Annotated in this window: 26 protein-coding genes; 8 read left to right on the top strand and 18 right to left on the bottom strand. The window is 72.4% G+C overall.

The window, feature by feature from the left end:
• The first annotated feature begins 79 nt into the window (after window positions 1–79).
• A complete protein-coding gene (locus BJP40_RS11000) occupies window positions 80–1081 on the top strand; it encodes an endonuclease/exonuclease/phosphatase family protein (protein ID WP_319020076.1) in 1002 nt (333 codons plus the stop codon).
• Between the two features lie 178 nt (window positions 1082–1259).
• On the opposite strand, the gene BJP40_RS10995 is transcribed toward BJP40_RS11000, so the two are convergent.
• Entirely contained in the window at window positions 1260–2216 is a 957-nt protein-coding gene (locus tag BJP40_RS10995) for a hydrogen peroxide-inducible genes activator (protein ID WP_071280218.1), read from the bottom strand.
• Window positions 2217–2353: 137 nt separating this feature from the next.
• Between BJP40_RS10995 and BJP40_RS10990 the strand changes: the two genes are divergently transcribed.
• Together BJP40_RS10990 and BJP40_RS10985 are read left to right on the top strand one after the other, a co-directional pair.
• On the top strand, window positions 2354–2908 hold the full coding sequence (locus BJP40_RS10990; RefSeq protein ID WP_071280212.1) for a peroxiredoxin: 555 nt from the start codon (window positions 2354–2356) through the stop codon (window positions 2906–2908).
• A gap of 39 nt (window positions 2909–2947) precedes the next feature.
• On the top strand, window positions 2948–3481 hold the full coding sequence (locus tag BJP40_RS10985) for an alkyl hydroperoxide reductase (RefSeq protein ID WP_071263736.1): 534 nt from the start codon (window positions 2948–2950) through the stop codon (window positions 3479–3481).
• Window positions 3482–3561: 80 nt separating this feature from the next.
• Here BJP40_RS10985 and BJP40_RS10980 read toward each other — a convergent pair whose 3' ends face one another.
• The 5 genes from BJP40_RS10980 to BJP40_RS10960 all read right to left on the bottom strand — a co-directional run bounded on the left by BJP40_RS10980 (window position 3562) and on the right by BJP40_RS10960 (window position 9616).
• The gene (locus tag BJP40_RS10980) at window positions 3562–4272 is read right to left on the bottom strand and encodes a hypothetical protein (protein WP_071280211.1); all 711 of its coding nucleotides are present in this window, start codon (window positions 4270–4272) and stop codon (window positions 3562–3564) included.
• Entirely contained in the window at window positions 4269–5681 is a 1413-nt protein-coding gene (locus BJP40_RS10975) for an AI-2E family transporter (protein WP_071280210.1), read from the bottom strand. The genes BJP40_RS10980 and BJP40_RS10975 overlap by 4 nt, the downstream gene beginning before the upstream one ends.
• Before the next feature lie 122 nt (window positions 5682–5803).
• Window positions 5804–6532: a transglycosylase SLT domain-containing protein gene (locus tag BJP40_RS10970; RefSeq protein WP_175499773.1), complete on the bottom strand. Its 729-nt coding sequence runs from the start codon at window positions 6530–6532 to the stop codon at window positions 5804–5806.
• Between the two features lie 371 nt (window positions 6533–6903).
• Window positions 6904–8226, bottom strand: a complete 1323-nt coding sequence (locus BJP40_RS10965) for a PhoH family protein (protein ID WP_071280209.1) — start codon at window positions 8224–8226, stop codon at window positions 6904–6906.
• 628 nt (window positions 8227–8854) lie between these two features.
• A complete protein-coding gene (locus BJP40_RS10960; protein WP_071263744.1) occupies window positions 8855–9616 on the bottom strand; it encodes an isoprenyl transferase in 762 nt (253 codons plus the stop codon).
• Window positions 9617–9767: 151 nt separating this feature from the next.
• Here BJP40_RS10960 and mgrA point away from each other — a divergent pair, with 151 nt between their 5' ends.
• Window positions 9768–10814 (top strand): L-glyceraldehyde 3-phosphate reductase, encoded by a 1047-nt coding sequence (gene mgrA / locus BJP40_RS10955; RefSeq protein ID WP_071280208.1) that lies wholly within the window; start codon window positions 9768–9770, stop codon window positions 10812–10814.
• A gap of 291 nt (window positions 10815–11105) precedes the next feature.
• On the opposite strand, the gene BJP40_RS10950 is transcribed toward mgrA, so the two are convergent.
• Window positions 11106–12302, bottom strand: a complete 1197-nt coding sequence (locus tag BJP40_RS10950; RefSeq protein WP_256220705.1) for a GDSL-type esterase/lipase family protein — start codon at window positions 12300–12302, stop codon at window positions 11106–11108.
• A gap of 345 nt (window positions 12303–12647) precedes the next feature.
• On the opposite strand from BJP40_RS10950, the gene BJP40_RS10945 reads away from it, so the two are divergent.
• Together BJP40_RS10945 and BJP40_RS10940 are read left to right on the top strand one after the other, a co-directional pair.
• Window positions 12648–13142: a GNAT family N-acetyltransferase gene (locus BJP40_RS10945; RefSeq protein WP_071280207.1), complete on the top strand. Its 495-nt coding sequence runs from the start codon at window positions 12648–12650 to the stop codon at window positions 13140–13142.
• Window positions 13143–13199: 57 nt separating this feature from the next.
• Window positions 13200–13751: a Uma2 family endonuclease gene (locus BJP40_RS10940; protein WP_226962475.1), complete on the top strand. Its 552-nt coding sequence runs from the start codon at window positions 13200–13202 to the stop codon at window positions 13749–13751.
• A gap of 11 nt (window positions 13752–13762) precedes the next feature.
• On the opposite strand, the gene BJP40_RS10935 is transcribed toward BJP40_RS10940, so the two are convergent.
• Window positions 13763–14521: an A24 family peptidase gene (locus BJP40_RS10935; protein ID WP_177204355.1), complete on the bottom strand. Its 759-nt coding sequence runs from the start codon at window positions 14519–14521 to the stop codon at window positions 13763–13765.
• A 92-nt stretch (window positions 14522–14613) separates the two neighbouring features.
• Between BJP40_RS10935 and BJP40_RS10930 the strand changes: the two genes are divergently transcribed.
• Complete coding sequence (locus BJP40_RS10930; RefSeq protein ID WP_071280205.1) at window positions 14614–14979, top strand: DUF192 domain-containing protein; 366 nt, start codon at window positions 14614–14616, stop codon at window positions 14977–14979.
• 217 nt (window positions 14980–15196) lie between these two features.
• Here BJP40_RS10930 and BJP40_RS10925 read toward each other — a convergent pair whose 3' ends face one another.
• On the bottom strand, window positions 15197–15727 hold the full coding sequence (locus tag BJP40_RS10925) for a hypothetical protein (protein ID WP_071280204.1): 531 nt from the start codon (window positions 15725–15727) through the stop codon (window positions 15197–15199).
• 267 nt (window positions 15728–15994) lie between these two features.
• A complete protein-coding gene (locus tag BJP40_RS10920; protein ID WP_071280203.1) occupies window positions 15995–16720 on the bottom strand; it encodes a hypothetical protein in 726 nt (241 codons plus the stop codon).
• 1526 nt (window positions 16721–18246) lie between these two features.
• Between BJP40_RS10920 and BJP40_RS10910 the strand changes: the two genes are divergently transcribed.
• Window positions 18247–19758 carry a S1 RNA-binding domain-containing protein gene (locus BJP40_RS10910; RefSeq protein ID WP_071280201.1) on the top strand — a complete coding sequence of 504 codons (1512 nt, stop codon included), beginning with the start codon at window positions 18247–18249 and terminating at the stop codon, window positions 19756–19758.
• 179 nt (window positions 19759–19937) lie between these two features.
• On the opposite strand, the gene BJP40_RS10905 is transcribed toward BJP40_RS10910, so the two are convergent.
• The 8 genes from BJP40_RS10905 to BJP40_RS10870 form a co-directional block, all read right to left on the bottom strand.
• Window positions 19938–20573, bottom strand: a complete 636-nt coding sequence (locus BJP40_RS10905; RefSeq protein WP_071280200.1) for an OmpA family protein — start codon at window positions 20571–20573, stop codon at window positions 19938–19940.
• Complete coding sequence (locus BJP40_RS10900; RefSeq protein ID WP_071280199.1) at window positions 20573–21187, bottom strand: hypothetical protein; 615 nt, start codon at window positions 21185–21187, stop codon at window positions 20573–20575. Before BJP40_RS10900 ends, BJP40_RS10905 begins: the two co-directional genes overlap by 1 nt.
• Before the next feature lie 30 nt (window positions 21188–21217).
• The gene (locus BJP40_RS34865; protein WP_226962479.1) at window positions 21218–21880 is read right to left on the bottom strand and encodes a pilus assembly protein TadG-related protein; all 663 of its coding nucleotides are present in this window, start codon (window positions 21878–21880) and stop codon (window positions 21218–21220) included.
• Entirely contained in the window at window positions 21877–22113 is a 237-nt protein-coding gene (locus BJP40_RS34860; protein ID WP_319020077.1) for a hypothetical protein, read from the bottom strand. The genes BJP40_RS34865 and BJP40_RS34860 overlap by 4 nt, the downstream gene beginning before the upstream one ends.
• A gap of 245 nt (window positions 22114–22358) precedes the next feature.
• A complete protein-coding gene (locus tag BJP40_RS10885; RefSeq protein ID WP_071280198.1) occupies window positions 22359–23405 on the bottom strand; it encodes a response regulator transcription factor in 1047 nt (348 codons plus the stop codon).
• Window positions 23406–23444: 39 nt separating this feature from the next.
• Window positions 23445–24851, bottom strand: coding sequence for a sensor histidine kinase (locus tag BJP40_RS10880; RefSeq protein ID WP_071280197.1), 1407 nt, complete (start codon window positions 24849–24851; stop codon window positions 23445–23447).
• 49 nt (window positions 24852–24900) lie between these two features.
• The gene (locus tag BJP40_RS10875; protein WP_071280196.1) at window positions 24901–25788 is read right to left on the bottom strand and encodes a DUF5936 domain-containing protein; all 888 of its coding nucleotides are present in this window, start codon (window positions 25786–25788) and stop codon (window positions 24901–24903) included.
• 37 nt (window positions 25789–25825) lie between these two features.
• On the bottom strand, window positions 25826–26749 hold a 924-nt coding region (locus tag BJP40_RS10870), incomplete at its 5' end, for a type II secretion system F family protein (protein WP_071280195.1).

Raw genomic sequence — 26749 nt, 5'->3', positions numbered from 1 at the left:
GGGCCCGCGCCGGGAGCCCCTGCCCGCAGCTCCGCCCCGGTCGGACGGGCCGGCAGGAACCACCCGGGCAGGAGTGCGCGTGGTGGAGGATGTGAACGGGAGTACGAACAGGGGCCACAGGTGGGGGCCGGACGCGCGGGGGCGTTCGACGTGGGCGCGCGGGCGGATCGCCGCGGTGGCGGCGGCGCTGACCGCGTGGCTCCTCGTCTTCCACGCGACGGTCCCCGACCTGCCGGGCCGGCCGGGCAGTCTGCTGGAGACGTTCCTGCCCTGGCTGGGCCTCGCCGTGCCCGCGCTGCTCGCGGTGGGCCTGCTGCGCCGTTCCGCGACCGCGTTGCTGGCCGCGCTCCTCCCGGCGGTCGCCTGGCTCGCGCACTTCGGCCACCTGCTGCTCCCGCTGCCCGGCAGCGCGCCGCAGGACCCGACGGCCCTGACGGTGGTGCAGCACAACGCCGCCGACGACAACCCCGACCCGGCCGGCACCGCCCGCGCCCTGCTGGCGGCGGACGCCGGGCTCGTGGCGCTCCAGGAGGTCGTCCCCGCCACGCGGCCCGCCTACGACGCCGCCTTCGCGGAGCGCTACCCGCACTCGGCGGTGCTGGGCACGGTCGGCCTGTGGTCGGCGTACCCGCTGACCGAGGTGCGGGCGCTGGACATCCGGCCGCACGGGGTCGGCCGCGACTGGCAGCGCGGGCTGCGGGCCACGGCCGCCACCCCGCGCGGCGAGATCGCCGTCTACGTCGTGCACCTGCCGTCGCTGCGGCTGACGCCCCGGAGCGGCTTCGACTCGGGCCGCCGCGACGAGAGCGCCGCCCTCCTCGGGTCGCTGCTCGCCGCCGAACGCCTGGACCGGGTCGTCCTGCTCGGCGACCTGAACGGGACCGTCGACGACCGGGGCCTGGCGCCGCTCACCACCCGGCTGGACACCCCCGCCTCGGGGCTGGCCTTCAGCTGGCCGGCGTCGCTCCCGCTGGCCCGCATCGACCACGTACTGGCCCGACGGGCCGAGGTGACACGGGTCTGGACGCTCCCGGCCACGGGCTCCGACCACGTGCCGGTCGCCGCCTCGGTGGCCTTCTGACGCGGGCGCCACCCCCGCACCGGTCGCCCGTACGCCCTTCCGACCCGCCCGGCCGCTCGCCCTGCGCCTCCGGCACCACAGACGCCGGCGCTCGCAGCCGCTCCGGCCGCACCCCGCCCGGCGGTCCCCGGCGGACCGCCGTTCCGGCACCTCGTTCCCGCCGTGCGGCTCCTCCGGCCTAGCGCCCGTCCCGGACGACCTCCACCGGCAGTCCCGCCAGGGCGCCCCGCAGGGCCTGCGCCAGTTCGGCGAACTCCGCAGCCCGGGCCGCGCCCGTCCGCATGGCCAGCGCCACACGCCGCGACGGCGCCGGATCGGCGAAGTACCCCGTGGCGAGCCGCGGGTTGCGGCCCGTCTCGACCGTGACGGCGGAGCGCGGCAGCAGCGTCACCCCCATGCCGCCCGCCACGAGCTGGACCAGCGTCGCCAGCCCCGCCGCCGTCGTGGTGACCGCCGCCCCGTCGGTGCGGCCCGCCTCCCGGCACACGTCGAGGGCCTGGTCGCGCAGGCAGTGGCCCTCGTCGAGCAGCAGCAGGTCCAGCTCGCGCAGCACGTCCCGCGGGATACCGGCGCGCCCGCCGAGCGGATGGTCGTCGGGTGCGACCAGGACGAAATCCTCGTCGAACAGCGGCAGTTCGGTCACCCCCGGCACGCCCAGGGGAACGGCGAGCAGCAGGAGGTCGAGCCGCCCCCCGGCCAGGCCCTCCACCAGGGAGTGCGTCTGCTCCTCGTGGACCTGGAGGTCCAGCTCCGGGTAGCGGTCGTGGACGAGCCGCAGCACCGTCGGCAGCAGGTAGGGCGCGACGGTCGGGATGACGCCGAGCCGCAGCACGCCCGTGAAGGGCGCCTGGGCCGCCTCGGCCTCCTCCATGAGTTCGCCGACCGCGTCCAGCACGGCCTTCGCCCGCACGGCGAGCCGCTCCCCCGCCGGCGACAGCAGCACCTTCCGCGTCGTACGCTCAAGGAGCTGGACACCGAGTGCCTCTTCGAGAGCCGAAACCGCGCCCGACAGCGCCGGCTGGCTCATCCCGAGCGCCGCCGCCGCGTCCCGGAAGTGCAGGTGCTCGGCCACCGCCGCGAACGCCCTGAGCTGGGCCAGACTCGGCTGCTTCCCCTTGTGCGGGCTTTTCGGCATCGCCACCACTGATAACCACCTTCGATCAACAGCCCCCAGTCTAGCTATTTCACTGATCAATGCACGCCGTGCCATATTGGCCACCGTCCAACCCCCGGATGCCCCCACCAGGGACATCCTCAGCACTAGGAGAGCGCGTGCTCACTGTCGGTGACCAGTTCCCCACGTACGACCTGACCGCCTGCGTGTCGCTGGAGAGCGGCAAGGAGTTCGCGCAGATCGACCACAAGTCCTACGAGGGCAAGTGGCGCGTGGTCTTCTTCTGGCCGAAGGACTTCACCTTCGTCTGCCCGACCGAGATCGCCGCGTTCGGCAAGCTGAACGACGAGTTCGAGGACCGCGACGCCCAGATCCTCGGCGTCTCCGGCGACTCCGAGTTCGTCCACCACGCCTGGCGCAAGGACCACGCCGACCTGCGCGACCTGCCCTTCCCGATGCTGGCCGACGCCAAGCACGAGCTGATGCGCGACTGCGGCGTCGAGGGCGAGGACGGCTACGCCCAGCGCGCCGTCTTCATCGTCGACCCGAACAACGAGATCCAGTTCGCCATGGTGACCGCCGGCTCCGTCGGCCGTAACCCGAAGGAGGTCCTGCGGGTCCTGGACGCCCTGCAGACCGACGAGCTCTGCCCGTGCAACTGGAGCAAGGGCGACGACACCCTGGACCCGGTCAAGCTGCTGTCCGGCGAGTGACCGAGTCGTTCGAGAGCACCGAGAGACGAGTGATCTGACATGTCCCTGGACGCCCTGAAGTCGGCCATACCGGACTACGCGAAGGACCTGAGGCTGAACCTCGGTTCCGTCATCGGCAACAGCGACCTGCCGCAGCAGCAGCTGTGGGGCACCGTCCTGGCCTGCGCGATCGCCTCGCGCTCGGCGAAGGTGCTCGCGGAGCTGGAGCCGGAGGCCCGGGAGAACCTCAAGCCGGAGGCGTACGACGCCGCCAAGGCCGCCGCCGCGGTCATGGCGATGAACAACGTCTTCTACCGGACGCGCCACCTGCTGTCCGACCCGGAGTACGGCACGATGCGCGCCGGTCTGCGGATGAACGTCATCGGCAACCCGGGCGTCGAGAAGGTCGACTTCGAGCTGTGGTCCCTCGCGGTCTCCGCGATCAACGGCTGCGGCCAGTGCCTCGACTCGCACGAGCAGGTGCTGCGGAAGGCCGGCGTGGACCGCGAGACGGTCCAGGAGGCGTTCAAGATCGCCGCGGTGATCCAGGCGGTCGGCGCGACGCTGGACGCCGAGGCCGTCCTCGCCCCGTAGGCACCGCGCCCCGCGTGCATCGCGCGAAGGGCCCCGCCGGCAATCCGCGCCGGCGGGGCCCTTCACTCGTCCGGGTGGTTCTACCCGCCACCCCTGAGACCCGCCATCAGCGCCTTCGCGTCCTCGGCCATGAAGTCCTTGATGCCTTCCAGGGCCGTGGCGTCGGGCTCCACGGGGGTCTCGCCTTCGTCGTACTCGTAGACGGGCGACACCCAGAGCTCCAGGGTCGCCTGCCCGTCGAGGACGCGCAGGGCGGCGCTCTCCATCGCGGCCGCGTACAGGGCCCGCTCCCCGACGCCCGGCACCGGCTCCGCGTCGTACACGTTGCCCCACCAGAAGCCGATCCCGTAGGCGTCGAACTCCACTCCCGGATCGGCCTTCTTGTGCAGCTCGTAGCCCACCTGGACCGAGTACGTGGTCCGGCCGTCGCCGAACTGCACGTCGCACGCCAACCGGTCGACCGCCTCGTGGCGCCGGTCGGGTCCGGGTGAGTCGTCGGACCGCTGGCCCAGCGCCGTCTCCAGCGCCTTCAGCTCGGCCACCTCGCACAGGTCCTCCACCGCGCGGTAGCCGCCCAGGCCGACCCCGCGGCCCTGGTACGCGTGGAGGCCGCCGGCCCATAACGCGGAGGCGACGACCACACCGCCCAGCGCCCACAGCCAGGGACGGCGGCCACGCGGCCCCCCGGGGCCCGCCGAGGGCGGGGCGTCGCTGTCGAGCAGGTCGCCCCCGTCACGGCCCTGCCCCAGCGGTCTGCCATTCGCGTCGACCAGTTCCGGTTCGGATATCACGAGGGCTCCTCCCTGAGCTCCGGTCGTACCGGAACGAGGGTCCGCAGCGCCGTCTGCTCCTCGCTGTACGCGCGCAGGTAGCCCACCGCCGTGTTGGTGACCGCGACCAGCGGCACGGCGACGACCGCGCCGCCGATGCCCGCGACGAGACCGCCCGCGGCGACCGACAGCACGACGGCCAGCGGGTGCACGCGCACCGCCCGCCCCAGGATGAACGGCTGCAGCACGTGCCCTTCGATCTGCTGCACGGCCAGCACCACCACGAGCACCATGAGGGAGGTGAAGACCCCGTTCGTCACGAGCGCCACCACGACGGCGAGCGCGCCGGAGATGACCGCCCCGACGAGCGGGATGAAGGCGAAGAGGAAGATGAACACGGCCAGCGGGACGGCCATCGGCACGTCGAGGAAGAAGAGTCCGAGGCCGATGAAGACCGCGTCGATGAGCGCCACGATCACCGTGCCGCGGACGTACGCGGTGAGGGTGCGCCAGGCTCGCGGTCCCGCGCCGGCGACGCCCGGGCGGGCCTGGGACGGGACCAGCTTCAGCGACCACTCCCACACCTTCCTGCCGTCGTACAGCAGGAAGAGGGTGGAGAACATCGCGAGGAGGATCCCGGTCAGCACCTCGACCATCACCGTCACGCCCTGGAGGCCGGCGGAGGTGATCTGCTCGGTGTTGGTGCCGATGGCGTCCTGAAGGTTCTTCGCGATGTCGTTGATCTGGCTCTCGGTCACGTGGAAGGGGCTGTTCAACAGCCACGTCTTCAGTTCCTCGATGCCGTCGCGGACCCGCGCCGACAGGTTGTCGAGGTTGTCCATGACCTGCCACACCACGAACCAGCCGACCAGCCCCATGATGACGAAGCCGAGGACGGCGGTGACGGCGGTGGCGAGCCCGCGCGGCAGCCCGAGCCCCTTCAGCCGGGCGACCGGGGGCTGGAGCAGCGCGGTGATCAGCAGTGCGGCGACGAATGCGAGGACGACGAGCTGCACGGTGCGGATGACCTGCATCAGCACCCAGAGCGTGCCGGCCAGGACCAGCAGCCGCCAGCCGGCCTCGGCGGCGACCCGCATGCCCCACGGCACGGCGTCGACGGGTTCCGGACGGGCCGCGACGGCGGGTGCGTACGCGGGCGGGGCCGGCACGTGCTGCGGCGGTGCCCCCGTCCCGGCGCCCTCGGGGGCGCTCCGTTCGGGGTGCTGCGGCTCCCCGGGCAGCGCGGGCGGCTCGGCCCGGGTGGGCTTCGCCGGTACGAGGTGCGCCGCCGCGTCGGCATCGGCGCGGGCCTCGGCCTCCACCTCCGCCTCCGGGTCCGCCTCCGCGCGGGCGCGGCGCTCGGCCAGCCGCTGGGCGGCGGCGCTCAGACCGGCACCCAGCCGGTCGAGCCACCCTGGCAGTCTCGACATGCCTCTCTCTTCCCCCTACCACTCCTTCCGGAGTTCCGGCCCGGAGTTCCGACCACCCGACGTTACACGCGCGGAGCCCCCCACCGTAGGACGGCGAGGGGCTCCGGGAAGTTGAGCGGTGCTCAGTACCAGTGGTTGGCCTGCCAGAACGACCAGGCTCCGCAGGGGCTGCCGTAGCGCTCGTTCATGTAGTTCAGGCCCCACTTGATCTGGGTGGCCGGGTTGGTCCGCCAGTCGGCGCCCGCCGAGGACATCTTCGAGCCCGGGAGGGCCTGGACGAGGCCGTAGGCGCCCGAGGACGGGTTGACCGCCAGGTAGTTCCAGGTGGACTCGCGCTGCACGATGCTGCTGAAGCACTGGAACTGGTCGCCGGGGATCATCTGGCGGGCCATGGCCTGCACCTCGGCCACCGTGTACGAGGACTGGGCGGCGAAGGTGGACGCGTCACGCGTGGCGGAGCGGCTGGCGCGCTCCTTCTCCTCGCGCTCGCGGCGCTCCTTCTCCTTGCGCTCCTCCTCGGCCTTGTCGGCCGCGGCCTTCTTGGCCTTGGCGTCCTCGGCGGCCTGGAGGCGGGCGGCTTCCTCGGCCTGCTTCTGGGCGTCCGTATGGGCGGCGATGGCCTGTGCCTCGGCCTGCTGCTGGAGCGAGGCGACCTGCACCTGGGCCTGCTGACCGGCGGGGATGTCCGCCAGGAGCGTCGCGTCCGCGGCGGTCGCCTCGAAGTTGTCGTTCGGCGCGGCGGGGTTGCCCGCGGCGACACCGACGACGGCGCCGACTGTGGTGACCGCGGTGGCCGACGCCACCGCGAATCCCCGGACCGAGATCCGGCTCACACGGTTTCCTTCCAGCATCGCCCGCACAGGTGACCTCGCGGGCGCGATCGTGCCCCTGGCGCTGGTCTCCCCATTTCACTGGGTCACGGGAGACACGGGCCCGGTGGGCAACTCCCCTGCAGGGAGCGCCGCGTGGTGCTCGGGCGGCATACGGCGGGCGTCTGTGGAGTTGTCCTGGGTACAGCAGTGCCGTATGCGGGGCCTGACGGAAGCAAGACTTTGCCGGAAGAGATGAGGCAAGGCAATTCCTCGTTGCGTGGGAAAGCTCACACCTCGTTCGTCACAGGAGTTTTGGCCGATCGGTTCCCGCACGGCACGCCGCCCGGCTAAGCTCTCGCGCTTTGCCGGGCGGCAGCAAGTGGGTTTCCGGGCTTATGCCTTGGGTGGAATCAAACCACCCCGTCCTCCAGCATTTCGGTCACCAGGGCGGCGATCTGCGACCGCTCGGAGCGGGTCAGCGTCACGTGGGCGAACAGCGGATGCCCCTTCAGTTTCTCCACGACGGCGACGACTCCGTCGTAGCGACCGACGCGCAGATTGTCCCGTTGCGCCACATCGTGGGTGAGGACGACCCGGGAATTGGCCCCGATCCTGGACAGAACGGTCAGCAGGACATTGCGTTCGAGTGACTGGGCCTCGTCGACGATGACGAACGCGTCGTGCAGCGAGCGGCCGCGGATGTGCGTCAGCGGCAGCACCTCCAGCATGTTCCGGCTGAGCACCTCCTCGATGACCTCGCGGGACGTCACCGCGGACAGCGTGTCGAACACCGCCTGCGCCCACGGGTTCATCTTCTCGGCCTCGGTGCCCGGAAGGTAGCCGAGCTCCTGACCGCCCACCGCGTACAGCGGCCGGAACACCATGACCTTCTGGTGCTGACGGCGCTCCAGTACGGCTTCGAGGCCGGCGCACAGGGCCAGCGCGGACTTGCCGGTGCCCGCCCGGCCGCCCATCGAGAGGATGCCGACGTCCGGGTCCAGCAGCAGGTCGAGCGCGATGCGCTGCTCGGCGCTGCGCCCCCGGATGCCGAACGCCTCCCGGTCGCCGCGCACCAGCCGCACGGTCCCGTCGGCGGTGACGCGGCCGAGGGCCTTGCCCCGCTCGGACTGCAGCACCAGCCCGGTGTGCACGGGCATCCCCGCGGCCTCGGGCACGTCCAGGGTCTCCTCCGCGTACAGCCGGTCGATGTCCTCGCCCGACACGGACACGTCGCACATCCCGGTCCAGCCGGAGTCGGTGATGGCGAGCTCGGCGCGGTACTCCTCGGCGAGGAGTCCGACGGAGGACGCCTTGATGCGCAGTGGCAGGTCCTTGGAGACGACGGTGACGTCGTACCCCTCGGCCTGGAGGTTGCGCGCGACCGCCAGGATCCGCGAGTCGTTGTCGCCGAGCCGGTAGCCGGCCGGGAGGATGCCGGGGTCCGAGTGGTTGAGCTCCACCCGGAGGGTGCCGCCCAGGTCCCCCACCGTGATCGGTGCGTCGAGGCGGCCGTACCGGACGCGCAGGTCGTCCAGCAGGCGCAGCGCCTGCCGGGCGAAGTAGCCGAGCTCCGGGTGGTGCCTCTTCGCTTCCAGTTCCGTCACCACGACGATGGGGAGCACGACCTCGTGCTCCTCGAACCGGGTCATGGCGTTGGGGTCGGCCAGCAGGACGCTGGTGTCGAGAACGTAGGTGCGCCGGTCGTTCAGGCGGCGCTTAGAGCTGTTCACCACGGAAGGACAGACCCCCTCTTGATAGAGGACTGCGACGGCGTCGCGGGGGGATGGACCGGGAGCAGGCCGTTGGCTCTCGTCCTGGCGCGCAAGGGACCTCCCGGGCGAGCGGGTTCCGTACCGCTCACTTCTTGTCAGGGGTATGCCCCTGAACCCCGCTGACCATGCGGTCCGACCCCGTGGCATATGACACTCCCTCAGCCCTGGCGTCCGCCGGCAGCGCCCTGTCCCTCCGTCGGCGGCCGCCGCCGCAGCGACGGAGGGCCTCCGGGCGACGGCCTCACGGCGGGCGGCCGGGGCTTGTACGACGGGGTACGGCGGGCCGGGGCCGGCGACCGCGCGGCAGCGGACCGGGCGACGGCCTCACGGCAGGCGGCCGAGCGCGGGCGGCGCCGGTACGGCAGAGGCCCGGCGGACGGCCGGGGCAGCTGGCGGCGTCAGCGGACGGCGCTCCGCGGCGGGCGACCGGGGCTCGTGCGACGGGGCGCGGCGGGCGGCCGGAGCTGCCGGGCCGTGACGTCGGCGACCGGGGCTCCGGGCGGGCGGTGGCTGCCCGGCGGGCGGCCGTGGCCGGGGTGGCGGCCGCCCGGCTCGGGGGTGGCCTCCCGGGGGCGGCCGGTGCCCGCCGTCAGGTGCCGTAGCGGCGGTGACGGGCCGCGTAGTCGCGCAGGGCCCGCAGGAAGTCGACCTTGCGGAACGCGGGCCAGTGGACCTCGCAGAAGTAGTACTCCGAATGGGCGCTCTGCCACAGCATGAAGCCGGAGAGCCGCTGCTCCCCGCTCGTACGGATGACGAGGTCGGGGTCGGGCTGGCCCCGGGTGTACAGGTGCTCGGCGATGAGGTCGGTGTCGACGACCTCCGCGAGCTCCTCGAAGGTCGTGCCCTTCTCCGCGTGCTCCAGCAGCAGCGACCGGACCGCGTCGGCGATCTCCTGGCGGCCGCCGTAGCCGACGGCGACGTTGACCAGTATTCCGTCGATGTGGCGGGTGGACTCCTCCGCCTCCTTCAGGACCGCCTGCGTGTGCGCCGGCAGGCAGTCCGGGGTGCCCACGTGGTGGACGCGCCAGCGGCCGTCCGCCGCGATGGCCCGCACCGCCCCCTCGATGATGCCGAGCAGCGGCTTCAGCTGCTCCTCCGGGCGGTTCAGGTTGTCCGTGGACAGCATCCAGAGGGTGACGACCTCGACGTCCGTCTCGGTGCACCAGCCGAGCATGTCCATGATCTTGCTGGCGCCGGCCTTGTGGCCCTGTTCCGGGGTGCCTCCCGACGCCTTCGCCCAGCGCCGGTTGCCGTCGAGGATGACGCCGATGTGCTTGGGCACCTGGGTGTGGTCGAGGCGGCCTTCCACGCGGCGTGCGTAGAGCCTGTACACCAGGTCGCGCAAGTTCACCGATCTCACCTCTCGCTTGGGGGCCTGAAGGGGCCTGACGTCCATGTAGGGCCCGCACCAGCCGGCCGTCCCCCGGAGACGGCCACATTACTGCGCCCGGGAGGCGGCGACCCAACCCGGTATGTCACAAGTCCGTGATAGGGAGAAAGGCATGGCTGAATCCCCGTTCTCCCCCCATTACAGTGCCGCGCCCGACCGGTACGACTCCATGGAATACCGCCGCACCGGCCGCAGCGGTCTCAAGCTGCCCGCGATCTCGCTGGGCCTCTGGCACAACTTCGGCGACGACCGCACGCTGGCCTCGCAGCGCGCGATCCTGTGCCGCGCCTTCGACCTGGGCGTCACCCATTTCGACCTGGCGAACAACTACGGTCCGCCGCCGGGGTCCGCCGAGCTGAACTTCGGCAAGATCTTCGCCCAGGACTTCCGCCCGTACCGCGACGAGATGATCGTCTCCACCAAGGCGGGCTACCTGATGCACCCCGGCCCGTACGGCGAGTGGGGCTCCCGCAAGTACCTGCTGTCGTCGCTGGACGCCTCGCTGCGGAGGATGGGCCTGGACTACGTCGACATCTTCTACTCCCACCGCTTCGACCCGCACACCCCGCTGGAGGAGACGATGGGCGCCCTGGCGTCCGCCGTGCAGCAGGGCAAGGCGCTCTACGTCGGCGTGTCCTCGTACAGCAGCGAGCAGACCGCGGAGGCGGCCCGCCTGCTGCGGGAGATGGGCGTGCCGGCCCTGATCCACCAGCCGTCCTACTCCATGATCAACCGCTGGACGGAGGAGGACTCCCTGCTGGACACCCTGGAGGCGGAGGGCATGGGCTGCATCTCCTTCGCGCCGCTCGCGCAGGGGATGCTCACCGACCGGTACCTGAAGGGCGTCCCGGAGGGTTCGCGCGCCGCGCAGGGCAAGTCGCTGGACCCCGACCTGCTGTCCGAGGAGGTGCTGCGGCGGCTGCACGGGCTGAACGGCATCGCGGAGCGGCGCGGCCAGTCCCTGGCGCAGCTGGCGCTGACGTGGGTGCTGCGTGACGAGCGGATGACGTCCGCGCTGATCGGCGCGTCCAGCGTGGGTCAGCTGGAGCAGAACGTGGCGGCGCTCGGCGGTCCGCCGCTGACCGAGGAGGAGCTGGCGGAGATCGACGCCTTCGCCGTCGACACGGCGGGCGTCAACATCTGGGCCGCCCGGAACTGACCGCCGGCACGGGTGGCGGAACCGGCCCACGAAGAACGGGCCGGTCCGTGGGGGGGATACGGACCGGCCCGAGGGGGGGTTTCCACCATAACCCTTCATATGTGGTGCTGGGCGCCACGACATGCCGCCACTACGCTCCGAAAGCGCAGGACTGCGCTGTGAGACGAGGCGGGGGCGGTGTGCCGCCCCCGCGGCGTGTCGTCCCCAGGAGGGACCCGCCCGGCGGGGCGCCCGGTTGACGCCCGGGAGGGCGGCCGCGGGCCCGAGCGGCGGCGCGGGCCCGCGGGCGGCTCAGGGAAGCGCGGTGAGGTACATCCCGGACGTTCCGGCGCCCGGCGTGTTGCGGCAGGTGCGGTGGGACGTGGGCCCGGCGGCGTAGGCCAGTTCCAGGCAGCGGCCCTGGCCGAGCTGCCCGTAGTGGTTCGGGTGCATGGACTCCTGCACGGGTCCCTGGGTGCCGTTGCTGTCGATCCAGCGGGCCCATTCGCTGGTGGTGGCGGACGGCGGCTGCGCGGCGGTCACGAGTCGGCTGCCGGTGGCGCACACTTCGCGGCCCTGCAGCATGTCGCGCAGGTCGAGGAACTGGACGCCCTTGGCGGTGGCGACCCCGCGCAGCCGGTCGGCGAGCTGCGGGACCAGCGAGTCACGGGCCCAGTCGGCGTCCTTGTTCCAGAAGGGGCAGCCACCCGTGTGCACCCGGGACCAGCCGCTCTCGCTGTAACGGTTCTCCCGGCCGCGGGGGATGGGCGAGGGGTACGACTGGAGCACGATCCGGTAGTCGCCCGTCCCGTAGCCGGCGGCGCCCATCACGGCCCGGATCTCGTCGACGGCCTTGCCGACGTTCGCCATGACGGCGTCGATGCGCCGGTCCACGAGGACCTGCTGGTCGTCGTGGCAGTACGAGTACCAGACGATGTAGTCCTTGGCGCACTTCTCGATGATGGAGGCGAAGCCGAGGTCGTTGCCGCCGATGGAGAGAGCGATGGCCTGGACGTCGTACGCGGCGGCGACGGCGGCGAGCCGGTCGGCCTGCGGCGCCTCGCCCTTGTAGGCGGTGCCGCCGCTCGCGGCACGGAAGACGTTGCTCGTGGTGGCGCCGGAACAGGCGAGGTTGATGCGGGCCTGCACTCCCGTGCCGGTGGCGCTCTGCACCTCGGCGGAGTCGGAGCGGTGGCAGCCGTTGAGGGCCGTCTCGCCGTAGACGCGGGTGGGATCGTAGGTGCTTCCGGTCCAGGCACGGTCGGTGCCGTCGCGACTGCCGGTGTTCGTGAGGCTGTTGCCGCGCCACCGGCCCGCCTCGCCGGAGATGTAGCTGTCCCCCATCGAGACGATGGCGGTGGGGCCGCTCCCTGCCTCGGCCCCGGCGGGCGGCGCGCCGACGAGAGTGAGGCCCAGGAGCCCGGCCGAGAAGGCCGACACGAGGGCGGTACGGGTCCTGCGGGCGGCGCGGGCGGCGCGGGTCGAGCGGGCGGTGCGGAATCCGGACACGGCGAACTCCATCGTTCGGCCATACCAGGGGCAGCCTTCGAGACAGGTACGGAGCTGCCCGTGGACGTGTGGCACACGGGTGAGGGGAAAGCCGCCGGCCGGTGGCACCGGGAATCTGGCACGCCCGGCGTTGTTACCGCTAGGTAGCTGCTGGTCTCTTTTCGGTCACGTGACCATCCCGTTTTCCGCAACGCCGAGCAGCGAAATCCGGTCGCGTACGGCGGTGCGCGCTCCGGGCCTACCGGGGCCGCGGGGGCCGTGGGGTGAGGCCGGGAAGAGCCGCGGGGGCCGCGGGGGGCCCTTATTCCCAAGCCGCCGCGCCGACTCGGCCGTACGCTCGGCGGTGTGCTGAGACTGGAGCGCCTGCGCGCCGAACACGCCCCGGCCGTACTGGCCTTCGAGCAGGAGAACCGCGCCTACTTCGCCCGTTCGGTCCCGGACCGCGGCGACGCGTACTTCGCGGAGTTCGCGTCCCGCCACCGCGCACTGCTGGCGGAGCAGGAAGCCGGCGTGTGCCACTTCCACCTCATCGTGGAGGCCGGCGTGCCGCTGGGCCGCCTGAACCTGGTGGACGTGGCGGACAGCACCGCCGAGCTGGGCTACCGGGTGGGCGAACGGGGAGCGGGCCGGGGCGTGGCGACGGCGGCGGTACGCGAGGCGTGCGGCCTGGCGTCGGCGGCGTACGGCCTGTCATCACTGCGGGCCCTGACGACCCGCGACAACGCGGCGTCGATGAGGGTCCTGGAACGCAACGCGTTCACGCCGGTGGCGGAGACGTGGATCGACGACCGGCCGGCGCTGCGCTGGCATCGCGACCTCACGGTCGGGGCGGGCGCCTGAACACCGGCGTACGCCCCTCCCACTCGCTACGCCGGCGGGGCACTCCGGGAGGACACCGTGGCCATCAACCCCCAGCACCTTCAGCTACTTGAGGAAGCCCAGCGCATCGCGCCGAAGGCGATGAAGGTGGAGTACACGGACGGGACCGTCATCATGCAGGCATCGCCGTCCGCCCTGCACCAACTGAACCTCACGAAGGTCCGCGCCCAGTTCGACCGCCATACCCCCGTCGAGGCGGTGCCCGTCGGGAACATCGACCTCGTCTCCCCGACCATCACCAAGAGCCGCAACCCGGATCTGACCTACCTGCCCGAAGAGGCCCTGGAAACGGTCAGCGGCAAGATCCCCGCCGGGCTCGCCCTGATCGCGGTGGAGGTCGTGTCACCGTCCAGCCCCGAGAACGACTGGGTGGGCAAGCTGCGCGACTACCCGGCGATGGGCATCCCCCTGTACCTGATCGTCGACCCACGGCAGAAGACCGTCACCCTCTTCAGCCGCCCGGACACCACGAAGTACCACCGCCGAGAGGACATCGACTTCGGCGAGCAGATCCGTATCCCCGCGCCGTTCGACTTCGACCTGGACACGTCGGTCCTCCGCCCCTACTGAACGGTAGCCGTTCAGGCGGTGCCGGCCGCCAGCGCGCCGAGGAGCAGGCCGGTCGCCGCGCCGGCGATCATAAAGGGGCCGAAGGGGATGGCGGTCTTGCGGCCGGCGCGGCGCAGGGCGATCAGCCCGAGGCCGTACGCCGCGCCCAGCAGGAACCCGGCGAAGGCGCCGACGAACAGCACGTCCCACCCGTACCAGCCGAGCGCGACGCCCAGCGGCAGCGCCAGCTTCACGTCACCGAAGCCGAGACCGTTCGGGTTGATCAGGAACAGCACGAGGTACGCGCCGCCCAGCACCAGCCCGCCGAGCAGCGCCGTCTTCCAGGACCCGGCGTGCCCCGGCAGCAGCGCTACGCCGCCGAGCAGCACGGGCACCGCGGCGGCGAGCGGAAGGGTCAGGTGGTCGGGCAGCCGGTGCACCCGTACGTCGACGGTCGCGAGCAGCACCAGCAGCGGGGCGGACAGCAGCCACACCGCGAGTTCCGGGCGCGGTCCCGTCGCCCAGGCGAGCGCGGCGCAGCCCGCCGCGGTCACGGCCGGCGCCGCCCACCCGCGGCGCGGCGCCGGTCCGGCGGGCGCGGCCGTCGTCGTACAGGTCGCGCAGTCGGCCGGGCCGAGCCAGCCGCGCAGCCCGGCCGCGAAGGCGTGGCCGGACTCGCAGGCCCGGCGCCAGGGCTCCTCCGGCTCCACGGACAGCCGGAAGGCCGCGCGCCGGACGAGGACTCCGGTGACGGCTCCCCACAGGGCTGCGGCGATGAGGACGGCGTACACCCGGACGACGGTAGAGGACGGCGGGAGCCGGGGCATGGGCCCGTGGGCCCAGGGGGGCGCCCCGCGGGCCCAAAAGCCCTAGAGTGCGGGCCATGTCGACGACACGGCGGCGGAAGTGGCGCAACGGCACCGGGACCCTGACCGTCCCCGCGGCGGCCGACGTGCCGCTGGAGGTCGCCGCGAGCTACGCGCGGCGCGCCCGCGGACTGCTGGGCCGCGACGGCGTCGAGGGCGCCCTGCTGATCACCCCCTGCGCGAGCGTCCACACCTACCGGATGCGCTTCCCCATCGACGTGGCGTACCTGGACCGGGACCTGAACGTCCTGGCGGTCCGCACGATGAAGCCCGGCCGCCTCGGTCTGCCCCACCTGCGCACCCGCTCGGTGCTGGAGGCGGAGGCGGGGACGATGGAGCGGTGGGGCGTACGGCCGGGGACCCGGCTGTCCGTGCGGCTCTGAGCGGTGCTGCGGCAGCGGTCGGGGCGGATCACCATCGGCTTCCGCGCGCCCTGCCGGAACGGTCGGAGGGGCAGGCAGTCGGCTTCGACGCCCGCTGCGGCAGCGGTCGGAGCGGGTGACCGCCCTTTCTCCCGGGCCTGCCGGAACGGTCGGAGCGGACCACCGTGCGGCCTCCGCTGACGGCTGACGTCCGACGACAGCTGTCAGCTGTCAGCTGTCAGAGCGGATCGTCCAGTTCGACGATGTCCCGGTCGGTGACGACCGCCGTCAGCACCAGCGGCGCCTTGTCGTCGCCGTGCCCGACGGAGATCCCCACCCACCGTTCGGCGCCTGCGGGGCCGGCGGGGACGGGGCCCCACACCGTCAGGTCACCGAAGTCGTCGGCGTCGCAGAGTGCCTGGAACACCGGCGGCAGCGGCTCACCGGCCTGGTGCCGGAACATCGCCGGATGCATGGCGATCTGTCTGGCGGGCCCCCAGCGTCGGGTCAGTTCCGCCGTCAGGTCCAGGGCCTTCAGGTCGCCGCCGGCCACCTCGGCGTGCCACTCGTCGACGGACACGTCGTCGAGCCACCGGCTCGCCCAGAGCCGCGCCAGCACGAAGCCCTCCCCCGCGGTCCCGGTCCTCTCCCCGCTGAGCGGGTCGTACTCCGACTCCGTCGGCCCGTCCGCGGGCACGGGCCGCGCGAGCAGCACCTCGATGTCGGCGACCGCCCTGTCCCGGTCGAAACCGCCGTTCTGGTACGCCACTGCGCGCTCCTGTTCGTCGGTCGGATGCGGGACGGGCGGGACTGCGGTCGGCAGCGGGACGGGCGTGGAGCCGTCGCGCGAGGGCCGGGCCGCCGGGCGGGACCACGAGGGCCGGTCATGTCTCCGGGCTCGTCACGCCGGAGGCGGTGGACTGCGGCGGTGGGGGCCGGTCGGGAATGCGGCGGGCACCCCGGGGGGTCGCCCCGCGGGCGACGGCACTCCGGTCGGCGCCGGGCGGAGGCCCTGCCCCGGAGCGGCGGCACGCCGTCACAGCATGTCGCGGTCCATCGGCCTGGGCAGCGGTTGCAGGGCGCCGCTGTCGCGGAGCCGTACGTACGCCGCGACCACCGCGTCGGTGCCCTTGGCGGGCGGCGCGACGTCCAGGAGGACCCCGCCTCCGGGCAGGTCACGGCGCGCCGCGGCCAGGTCGTCGGGGACGAGCGCGGCGCGGGCCGCGGACAGGTAGCCGAGTCGCCCCACGCACGGGTCGCCGACGGTGAAGCCCCCGTCGTCCTCCAGCGCGTCCAGCAGGTCGTCGTCCGTCACGTCGCCGAAGTCGGGAGCCCACGCCTCCGCGACCAGCGCGAGCAGGGCGGCCTCAGGGACCTGGGCGCCGTCCGGTGACGTCACCGCGAGGACGAGGCTCTGCGGCAGGAACTCGGACGTCCCTCCCGCGTTGCCGCGGACGTCGACCTGCCAGGGGGTTCCCTCCTCGTCCCCGATCGCGAGCGACAGCCCGTAGCCCGTGCTGGAGGACCAGTCGTCCGCCGCCCCCACCGCGCCCAGGGCGCCGGCGAGCGACGTCGCGTCCGCCCGCAGGAGCACGGCGGACCCCGACTCGCGGGTCCGGCGCCAGGTCCACGGCCCGGCCGCCCCGCGGCCCGCCTCCGGGACCAGGGCGGCCACCCCGTCCAACGTCCGCAGCCAGCGGGCAGCCAGCGCCTCGGCGGACTCCTCCCGGGGGCCCCAGAAGCCCCGTACCAACCGTCTCATGCCGTGCCTCCTGCCTCGCGTGTCCCCGCCGCGGCGGCCCTGCTCCCGGCCACGCTAGTCGAACCGGTCCGGGTTCCTGTCTCCCGCCGGCTTCTCCGGTTGCGTGTGGACAACCCTGACCGGCAGGTTCTGGTCGCGGAACGCCCTGCGGGCCGCCTTGGCCACGTCCGGGTCGGAGAGAGAGGCCCTTGCCGACCTGGGCGGTCCGGTCCCAGTCACAGCCGAAGAGGCCCCAGCCGCCGCAGTCCTCCCCCTCCCCGCCGTCGTCCCCTGCGGCGGCGTCCTCGCCGCTGCCGTCGCCGGTGGCGGACGCCTGGACGTCGTAGGCGGCCTCCGGCTCGGGGTGCGTCTCGGGATACGTGTCCTGCGCAGGGGTTGCGGGAGCGGTGCCGCCCCCGGGGTCTGTGGTGCCGTCCGGGGCAGTGGTGCGGTCGGGGGCGGTGGTGCCGTCCGGGGCGGTGGTGCCGTCGGGGGCAGTGGTGCCGTCATTGGTACGGGAGCCGCTGGTACCGGCGCCACTGGTGCTGCCGGAGCCCCCGGGAGTGCCGGTGGAACCGGGTCCGCCGGTGGTACCGCTCGTACTGCTCGTACCGCCCGTACCGCCCGTACTACTGGTATCGCCCGCATCGCCTATGCCGCCCGTCACGCCCGTGCCGCCCGTCGGGGCTTCGTGCCCGCCGCCGGCCTCCGCCTGCGTGCCGTCGCCGCAGTCGCCGTCACCGACGAACTGGCACACCTGCCGGCCCAGCTTCGCGGCGACGTCCTGGCTGACTCCGGTGGCCACCAAGCCCGCGACGACGGCCGCCACCAACACGATCAGGCCGACGTGCTCCAGCGTCGACTGGCCCCGGTCCCGCCGCCAGGTCAGCAGGTGCGGCAGCGAGAACGGCGGCTCCTCCTCCCGCTCACGCTCCGGCAGCCGGAACCACTCCCGGCTCTCGGGGCGCGTCAGGAACCACAGCACCAGCACGGGCAGGAACAGCTCGGTGAAGCCGTGCACGTAGCCGTCGCCGATGTTGGCCAGGGCCCCGAGGACCAGCCAGACCTGCACGGCGAGCAGCCCCGCCCAGAGCCCGAGGCCGCCGCTCCAAGCCCGCCGCGACAGCAGCCACCCCACCACTCCCGGTGCCGCCCCGTACAGAAGGGTGCCGAGGAGCCCGGCCCCCAGGGCGTCCGCTGCCACCGCCGAACCGAACAGGCCAAGCCTGCCCAGTACCGTCGCCGCGAAGAGCACGTGCACCAGGAGCCGCGCCACACGCACCGCAGGAGGCAGCGCACGCCGTCCCCCATCGGGGACCGACACGGGCCCGCCACCGGACACACCACCTGCCCAAGCCATCTGGCCCCCCAACAAGACTTCATCAGAGCCGACATGGGTGGCCGTCAGGGTAGGCGGCCAGTCCGCTCCCGTCGTGGGCCCAGGGACCTACGGCTCACCACACCGGTGGCGACGCGGGAGCAGGCTGGTTCGGCTGCTTCCCGGCCTCTCCCCGGGCCGTCCGGCTCGTGCGGGGGAAGATGGGGCCGTGCTGCCCTACGTCTACCGCGTCACCAAGTACGATCCCGCCGACCGCGACGAACACGGCTACTACACCGGCTCCGAGGACACGGTCAGCGATCACGGACCGGTGGAAGAGGCCTATCTCCAAGCGGTCGAAGCCTTCGCCGTGAGCACCGGAATCGACCACCTGACCGTCCGTGAACCACATGTCTCTTCGTTCGTGCACCTCGGTGTCGAACCGCGAAGGGAAGACTTCGCTCTGGACGGACTCTTCCCCACAGGTCCGTCCGGCTTCCACGACGGGGCAGAGGTGCCGTTCACGATCGGTCGTGAACTGGTGCGGGCCATGCTGCGCGACAGTGGCGCCTGGTGCCGGCTGGAGGTCGAGGATGTCTTCGCCGTCCACGTGGGGTGGGACCAGTACCTCTACATCGGCAGCAACCGGCCCTGCGAAGAAGCGCTGGTCCGCACGCGTGCGCTCGGGCTGTTCCCGGAACGCGTGGGTGTCTCCGCCTACGAGGTGGAGCCCGACAGCGATGACGTCCAGCGGCCCGGCGACGACGAGTTCTGGGCCGCTGTGCATGCCGCGGTCGCCTCGTGCCGTGCCGGCCTCCTGGAGGAGACCCACCTCGAAGGCGCCTCCCGGTGGCACCGCCTCACCCGGGACACCATCGACACCGTCCGTGCCGGCCTCGCCCCACGGGCCCGGCTGGCCGTGTGGCCGGACCTGTCCCCCGACATCGACGCGGTCCTCGGCGCCCTCCCCTCCGAAGGACTGGTCGAGTGCGTCTGGCAGGGCCAGGACGGCCGGCTGCACGATGCGACCGTCGACGAGGACGAGTTCCCGGAGCTGACCGCCCGGATCTCCGGTGCCCGCGCTGCAGCACTCCTCCCCGCGTACGCCGATGAGCGCGTCCCCCTGTTCACCGCCGTCATGCCGGACAGCGACGGAGTGGTACGGGCTCGCTGGCGGACGGACCCGACGCCGAGCGACCGGAACTGGGCATACCTCAAAACCCTGCGCGCAGGTGGGACCGTCACCGGCACCGTGACCCGGATCGCCCCCTTCGGCGTCACCTTCGTCGACATCGGCGGATTCGAAGCCGTGATCAACATCCCTGAGCTGTCCTGGCGACCCGTCGACCACCCGTCCGACGTCGTTGCCGTCGGCCAGGAGATCAGTGCCGAGATCCTCGACGTCGACCCGCTCCGCGAACGCGTGTCTCTGTCGCTCAAGGCCCTACAGGACGATCCGTTGCGGCTGCTGACCGGACTGATCGGCCAGACCGTCGTCGGCCGCGTCACCAGGCTCGTGCCGTTCGGTGCGTTCGTACGCGTCGAAGAGACCGAGAACGGCTTCGAGGGACTGGTGCACACCTCCGAGCTGGGCGGGGAGCACCCGGACCACCCGCGACCGCTCGTCCGCGTCGGTGACATGCTGCCCGTCAAGGTCCTGGACATCGACCTCGTGCGGCGCCGCATCACGCTCTCTCACCGGCAGGCGGTCTCCGCCCGCCAGGGCGAGCCGGGCGCCTGACGGCGCATGCCGGTCCCGTACTTGACCCCTGGTGCACTGCCGCTTCGCCGCCGGACACACGTCGGGTGGCCCGGGTCGTCACCCGAGCCACCCATCCAGGCGAAGCCCCCCAGCTGCGCATCTGCGGCAGTGGCTCCTCTGCCGTCCGTTTCTCGGCACGGATCGGCGAGCCGCCGCCGTCACTCCCCGCGGGGGAACGAGATCTCCACGCGCCGGTTCTTCTTGCGGCCTTCCTCACTGCTGTTGTCCGCGATCGGGTAGCGCTCGCCGTAGCCCCGGATCTCGTACGTGACGTCGGAGCCGAGCTCCTTGGCCAGCACCTTGTGCACGGCGTCGGCACGCTTCTTCGACAGCACGTCCCCGCTCTGGGACGAGCCGAGGTTGTCGGTGAATCCGAAGACGCGGACCTGGGTCGCCCCCTGATCCTTGATCTCCGCGGCGACGGACGTGATGCGGGCCTGGGCCTCGCTGCTGAGCTCCGCGCTGTTCTTGCCGAACAGTACTTCGGCCTGCAGCGCGAGCCGTACGTCCGCGTTGGTGTCCTCGCGACGCTCCTCGCCCGCCAGGTCCTCGACCACGGAGCGGATGTCCAGCACCTTGGCCGGGGCCAGGGTGGCGCCTTCGGGCAGCTTGAGATCCGGGTCGGACGCGTCCACTTCGACGGGCGCCTCGGCCGAGGGCGTCGGATACGGACTGTCGCCCTCGTCCGCGACCGCCCGGGGGACGCCCGTCAGACCGAGCGCGAGCACTCCGGCGACCACGGCCGCCGCCGTACGCCCGCGCACACGTCGAGTACGGGTTGCGGTGGCACTCATCAGGAGATCTCAATCGGCGCGTTGGGGAAACCGGGGAACTGGAGGTCCACCTTGGTGGTCGTCTGCGGCGGTGCGGGGAACTGGGCGAAGAAGGGGAGGGACTCGTTCGGCTGGATCCAGGGCGAGAAACCGGTGGTCGTCAACGGGCGGTTATCCGTGTCACGGAGCACGTAGTACCGCTTCCTCTCCTTGGAGTCCACGAGAGTCATGGCTGCGAACGAGCGCCCGGTCCGGACGATGGCCGACTCTTCGCCACTCCACGCTGTCGGGACGGTGTAGCGCTTGCCAGCGGTGTTCCTGACCTCACCACTCACCGTGAGGAAGCCGCCGCCGTCGCGCGTCACCGAGTACAGCACCATCTCCACGCTCTCCCCCTTCAACGTGGCAATGACCTTGCCCGTGTCTGGGAGCGTTTGACCACCACCCTGCTGGTCTTGACCGCTACCAGCATCATCCCCCTGACCCTTCTCCCCGCTCGGGCTCTCGGACGCAGCGCTCGCCGACGGCGCAGCACCCTCGTCGCCGTTACAGGCCGTCACGGACACAGCCAGAGCCGCGACCAGGACGGCTGCCCCTCCAGCCCGGCGCAGCTTTCGTACATGCCGAATCTTCATGAATCGCTAGTCCTTCGTGTTTGGTCGCGGTCAGTCTCCGGCCAGCCGGACCCGGAAGAGGTCCGCCATGTCCGGAAGGAGGTCCAGGTCGTCCGGGTCGATAATCCAGTCCTCGCCGTCGTCGCACTGGATCGTGCCTGGAGACGGACTCTCTTCGTCCTCGCCGGGGGTGTCGTCCTCGTCCCCCGGCTTCTCCGGCTCCTTCGCGTCCTCGTTGGGCCGGAAGGTGCACAGGGGCTCGACGATGGCTGTCGCGGTGGCCGTGGCCCGCTGGTCTCGCGTGCCAGGAAGAACACTGTCGCCCACCGGACGCCCGGACTTCAGCTCGACCGCGAAGCCCCAGCGGCCGTCGTGCAGCGGGTCGCAGGCCACGGAACCGGCTTGGGCGCCGTTCAGCTCGGCGAAGCGGTACGCCTCGTCGCAGCCCCGGGTCCTGGCCGGTACGTCGCCCCTGATCAGGTCCGCCAGACTGTCCGGGTCGAGGATCTTGTCCAGCAAGCCGGCCTTCAGGCCGTTCCTGGAGTCCATCGCTGCTGCGAGGGCGGCGGCGTCAGCGGCCGTCTGCGCCTCGTTGCGCCGGATGTCCGCCTTGCCGAACACGAAGTACAGCAACGCGAGAAAGAGCAGACCGACCACCGCTGTGATGTACAGCGGAGCGGCCTGCCCTTCCTCACCGTGACCTCGACGGATCACCCGCCGATGACCTCGCCAATCGCGTCGGTGAACGCGGTCGCAATGGTGTCGCCCATCTCCGTGTTCAGCAGCGCCACCACGATCGCCACCACGAGGATGGTGATGCCGACGTACTCGATCGCGCCCTGACCCCGGTCGCGGCGGGACCGCATCTTCTCGATGCGGGTGTTCGCCCAGGTGCCGATGTAGGCGCGGGTGGTGGCGGTGGCCTTGAGTGCGGCGTCCTTCATCATGGGGTTCCCCTCCAGGTTCGGCCGGCCGCTGCCCGGCCGACTGTGCGGCGTACGGAGTGCGTGTGCCGTTCGCGCTTCCGACTTCCTCCCCGCCGGGCTCGCCGGCGACACCGGGAACGTACGCCGGGGAAGCCGCCGCCGGCATGGGTCCCAGGACCCAACCGCGGGCCCAGGAGCAAGAGGGTGACGGGGCCTGGGCGGCGGTGCCGCGGGGCGGGGGAGGCGGGACCGAGGAGGCGGCGTGTTCAGCCACGGCCCGCACCTCCTCGCGTCACACCGTTCCAGATGGCGATGGCCTCGCCTCGGCTCTGGGCGTGCAGCTTGGCGAAGATCCGGTTGATGTGGTTCTTGACCGTCTTCTGGCTGATGAAACAGGTGGCGGCGATCTGCTGGTTGGTCATGCCGGACGCAATCAACTCCATCACCTCCGCCTCCCGTTGGCTCAGCTCTCCGAGCACTGCCGCGGCCCCGGTGCGCGCTGGGGAACCAAGAGAAGAATGTGCCACACTCGCTTGCGGAAGCGAAGGGGAATGAGCAAATTGTTGCGCTCTCAACTCTCCTTGCCCGTAGGCAGTTCGGCGGCCTTCCGCTTGGTTCGGTGTTGGATTATGTGCGGTTGCAGATGGTGGAGCCGTCGGCGCGGGGGGAGGTGGCGGTTGTTGCGGAGCGGTCGGCTGGCAGCCGGGACCCGTGAGTGCCGCGCCCAGGCCGTCGGGGAGGGCGCGGCCTGCCGTGGAGCCGGCGCCGCGCAGGGCGTCGAGCAGGGCGCTCGAGGCCGTGGGCGTGAAGTGGGCGCGGCCCGCCCGGATGTCCCGTACGGCCGTGACCAGCTGGTCCGCGCTGAACTCGCCGTGCACGAGGTAGCCGCCCGCCCCGAGGCGCAGCGCCTCGTGCACGACCTCGGCCTCCCTGCTGTACGTCATCATCAACACGGGTGCGATGCGCGCCAGGTGCGGGAGCGCGGAGATGCCGTCCACGCCCGGCATCCGCACGTCCAGCAGGACGACGTCGGGGCGGTGCCGGACCGTCGCCTCGTAGGCCTGGCGGCCGTCGGCTGCCTCCGCCACCACCTGGAGGTCGGCGCGTCCGGAGAGGAGCGCGGTGAGTCCGGCCCGTACGACCGGGTTGTCGTCCGCCACGACCACGCGGAGCGGCCGCGTTCGCGGTGCCTCCGCTATCGGCGGGAAGGGGGGCGGGCATCCGGTGGTTGCGTCGGGGCGCAAGGGGGCCGGCGGGTGGGTGGGCGCGTCGTGCGCCGGGCCCCCGGCCGTGGGGTGGGTGTCGTCCGGCATGTGCGGCCTCCTCTCGGAAGGACGGGGTGGTGGGGGCGGCTAGGTGCGGGACCGGCTGAAGCGTCGGCGTGGGGGTTCCGTGTCCGGGAGGCGCCCCTGTGGTGCGGCGGCCTGCTCGGGGCGCGGCGGCACGTCGGGGCCCGGTGCCGGGTCCTGCGGGCTGAGCGCGGCGAGCGGGAGGTCGAGGCGTACTTCCGTGCCCCGTGCCGCGCGACCGCGGCCGACGCGGATGCGGGCGCCGATGCCCGCGGCCCGCTCCACCATGCCCACGAGGCCGAAGTGGCCGGCCCGCCGCAGCCCGTCCAGGGTGGTGCCGGCGGGCAGGCCGCTGCCGTCGTCGTAGACGCTGACGCGCAGCACGTCGCCGACGACTCCGGCGGAGACCTCCAGGCGGGTCGGTCGCGCGTGCCGGTGGGCGTTCTCCATCGCTTCGGAGACGATGGTGAGCAGGTGGCGCGCGGCGGCCTGCGGTACGGGGGGCGGCGGGGTGCCCCCCAGCGTCCGGTACCGGGCGGGGAGGCCCTGGCGCTGCTGGAAGTCGGCCGTTCTGGCGGCGAGTTCCGCGGTGAGGTCCACGCCGCCGTCCAGGCCGGACTCGCGGCGCAGGTCGGCGAGGAGCTCGCGGGACTCGGCGGCGGCGCGGCGGGCGGCGCGGGCGACCAGTTCCGCCTGGTGCTTGACCGCTGCGGTGTCCATGCGGTCGGCGGAGTGGGCCAGGCCGTCGGCGGCGAGGGCGACGCCGTGGAGGGTCTTCGCGACGGAGTCGTGCATCTCGCGTGCGAGGCGTGCCCGTTCCTCCTCGACGGCCTCGTGGACGGCGAGGCGGGCGCGGGTCTCCGTCAGGGCGTGGGAGGCGGCGCCGAAGCCGAGCAGCAGGCCCCGCAGACTGCTGCCGACAGCCCCGGCCAGGACGCACAGTCCGGCGACGAGCAGCGCGGAGAAGTCCGCTTCCGTGTGGCGGTCCACCGCGTACGCGGCGCCGACCAGCAGGCACTGGAGGGGGGCGAACACGGCGGCCCCGCGCCAGCCGTAGACGAGGCCGGCGAGGAGTGGGGTGCAGATGGTGACGTAGGCGAGCGTGGAGTTGGGCGACGCGGTGAACAGCAGCATCGCCCCGAACACCATGTCGGCGGCCAGGAGCGTGGGGTGGCGCAGCAGGACGGGGCCGAAGCGCTCCCAGTCGCGCAGGAGGGCGTACGACACCATGACGGTGACGAGGACGGCGGAGCCGACGAGCCAGCCCGACAGTTCCCCGCGCACCCCGGCCAGCGCGAACGGCGTGGCCAGGGCGGTCATCGCCAGGCGGAACCCGTAGAGCCGGCGGCAGAGCGCCGAGAGGGCGTTGACCTGGATCGGCAGGGCGGGGGCAGCCGCCCGGTCGGCGGTCGCGAGCGGGTCCGCGTCCTTGCCGCCGATGCTCGTGGTGAGGGTGCTCCCCGGCGGCATCGTTCAGGTCACCTCCCCGCCGCGGTCCGGGTCCGTGCCGGCGCCCATGTCAGCCCCCGAGGATGTCGTTGAAGTCGATGCCGGCCGCGTAGTAGAAACCGACGGCGATGAGGATCATCGTGCCGGGCAGCATGAAGCTGGTGACGATCAGTGTGGCCTTGGGGACGGCTTTGGAGGCGCGGCGGCGGGCGTTCTGGGCGTCGGTGCGGCGCATGTCGTTGGCGATCTGGATGAGCGTGTCGACGATGGGGGCGCCGAGTTCCTCGCCCTGCTGGAGGGCGGAGACGAACATGGACACCTGCTCGGAGTCGTTGCGCCTGCGGAGCTGCTCGAAGGCGTCGCGGCGGCTGACGCCCATGTCCATCTGGCGCAGGGTGATGCGCAGTTCGTCGGCCCAGGGGCCCGCGTACTTCTCGGCGACGCGCTCCAGGGCCTGGCGGAAGCCGAGGCCGGCGGAGACGACGACGGCGAGGACGTCGAGGAAGTCCGGGAGGGTGCGCTCGATGTCGGCCTTGCGGCGGTCCATGGCGGACTTGATGGTGACGTCCGTCCAGAAGAGGCCGTAGACGAGGAAGAGGACGGCCAGCATGATCTGCCCGTTCATCAGCATGCTGAGGCTGGTGAGCGAGCCCAGGCCGGCGAACACGGCGACGCGGGCCGCGTACCGGTCGACGGTCATGCCGTGGGGGTTGCCGGCGATGTCGAGCTTGCGGCGCACCTTGTCGACGCGGCGGGGGCCCAGGAGGCGGAGCACGGTCGGGGCGTACCGCATGCCGAGCCGGTCGACGGCGGAGCCGGCGGCGGTGGTGCGGGTGGAGCCGACCTCCAGGGCGACGGCGAGGTCGGCCGGGAGCTTGGCGTCCGCGCGGTAGAGGCGGACCCCGTGGAAGGCGCCGTAGACGGCGAGGCCGACGAGTGCGGCGAGCAGGAGTGCCATGCGGGGGTTGTCCTCCTTTCTGCGGGCGGGGGCGGCGTCAGACGCGGACGCGGGTGAGCCGGTTGATGAGGAAGAAGCCGAGGCCGTAGAGGCCGGAGGCGACGATGACGGCGATCTTGCCCGCGGTGGCGTCGGTCATGTCGTCGAGGGCGCCGTCGCGCATGCCGTTCAGGATGAGCAGGAAGCCGAAGCCGAGGAGGGGGACGGCGACCGCGGTCACCTTGACCTGGGAGAGCAGGGTCTTCACCTCGCGGCGGGTCTCCTTGCGCTCCTCCAGGGTGTCGGTGAGGTTGCGCAGCGAGGAGACGATGGTGCCGCCGGCCCGGTTGGACAGGACCAGCGTCGAGACGAGGACGGTGAGCTCGCGGGAGGGGAGGCGGTCGGCGAGTTCGTTGAGGGCGTCGTCCAGGCTGCGGCCGATCGCGAGCTGGTCGGCGACCCTGCGGAACTCCTCCCCCGCCGGGTTGTCGAGCTCCTCCGCGGCCATGGCGATGGCGGTGCGCAGTGCGAGGCCGGCCTGGGTGGCGTTGGCGAGGACGCGGGTCAGTTCGGGGAGCTGGCCGATGAATGCCTCGGTGCGCTTGGTGAGCTGGTGGTTCAGGAAGAAGTTGCCGCCCCACACGCCGAGCAGCGCGGCCAGCAGGCCGAAGAACGGCGCGAAGACCGAGCCGACGACGAAGTACAGACCGAGGACGCCGGCGAGGACGTAGACGGCGTACTCGCCGGGGGTGAGGTCCAGGCCCGTCGCGGTGATCTTACGTTCGATGCGCTTGCCGAGCCGGGTGCGGCGCAGGCGGCGGTCCACGCCGCTGAACCGGCGCCGGCGGCCCGCGGCGGGCGTCTCGCCGATCTGCGACATGCGCTGGAACAGCGCGTCCTGCTGCGCCTTGCCTGCGGAGTAGCTGTGCACGCCGATGACGGCGAGCACACCGGCGAGCAGGGTGACGCCGATGGTCAGGAG

It is taken from the genome of Streptomyces sp. CC53, from assembly GCF_001865245.1.
Taxonomy (GTDB): Bacteria; Actinomycetota; Actinomycetes; order Streptomycetales; family Streptomycetaceae; genus Streptomyces.
The sequence above is the reverse complement of the archived record's forward strand: the minus strand, read 5'-3'. Positions and strand labels throughout refer to the sequence as shown.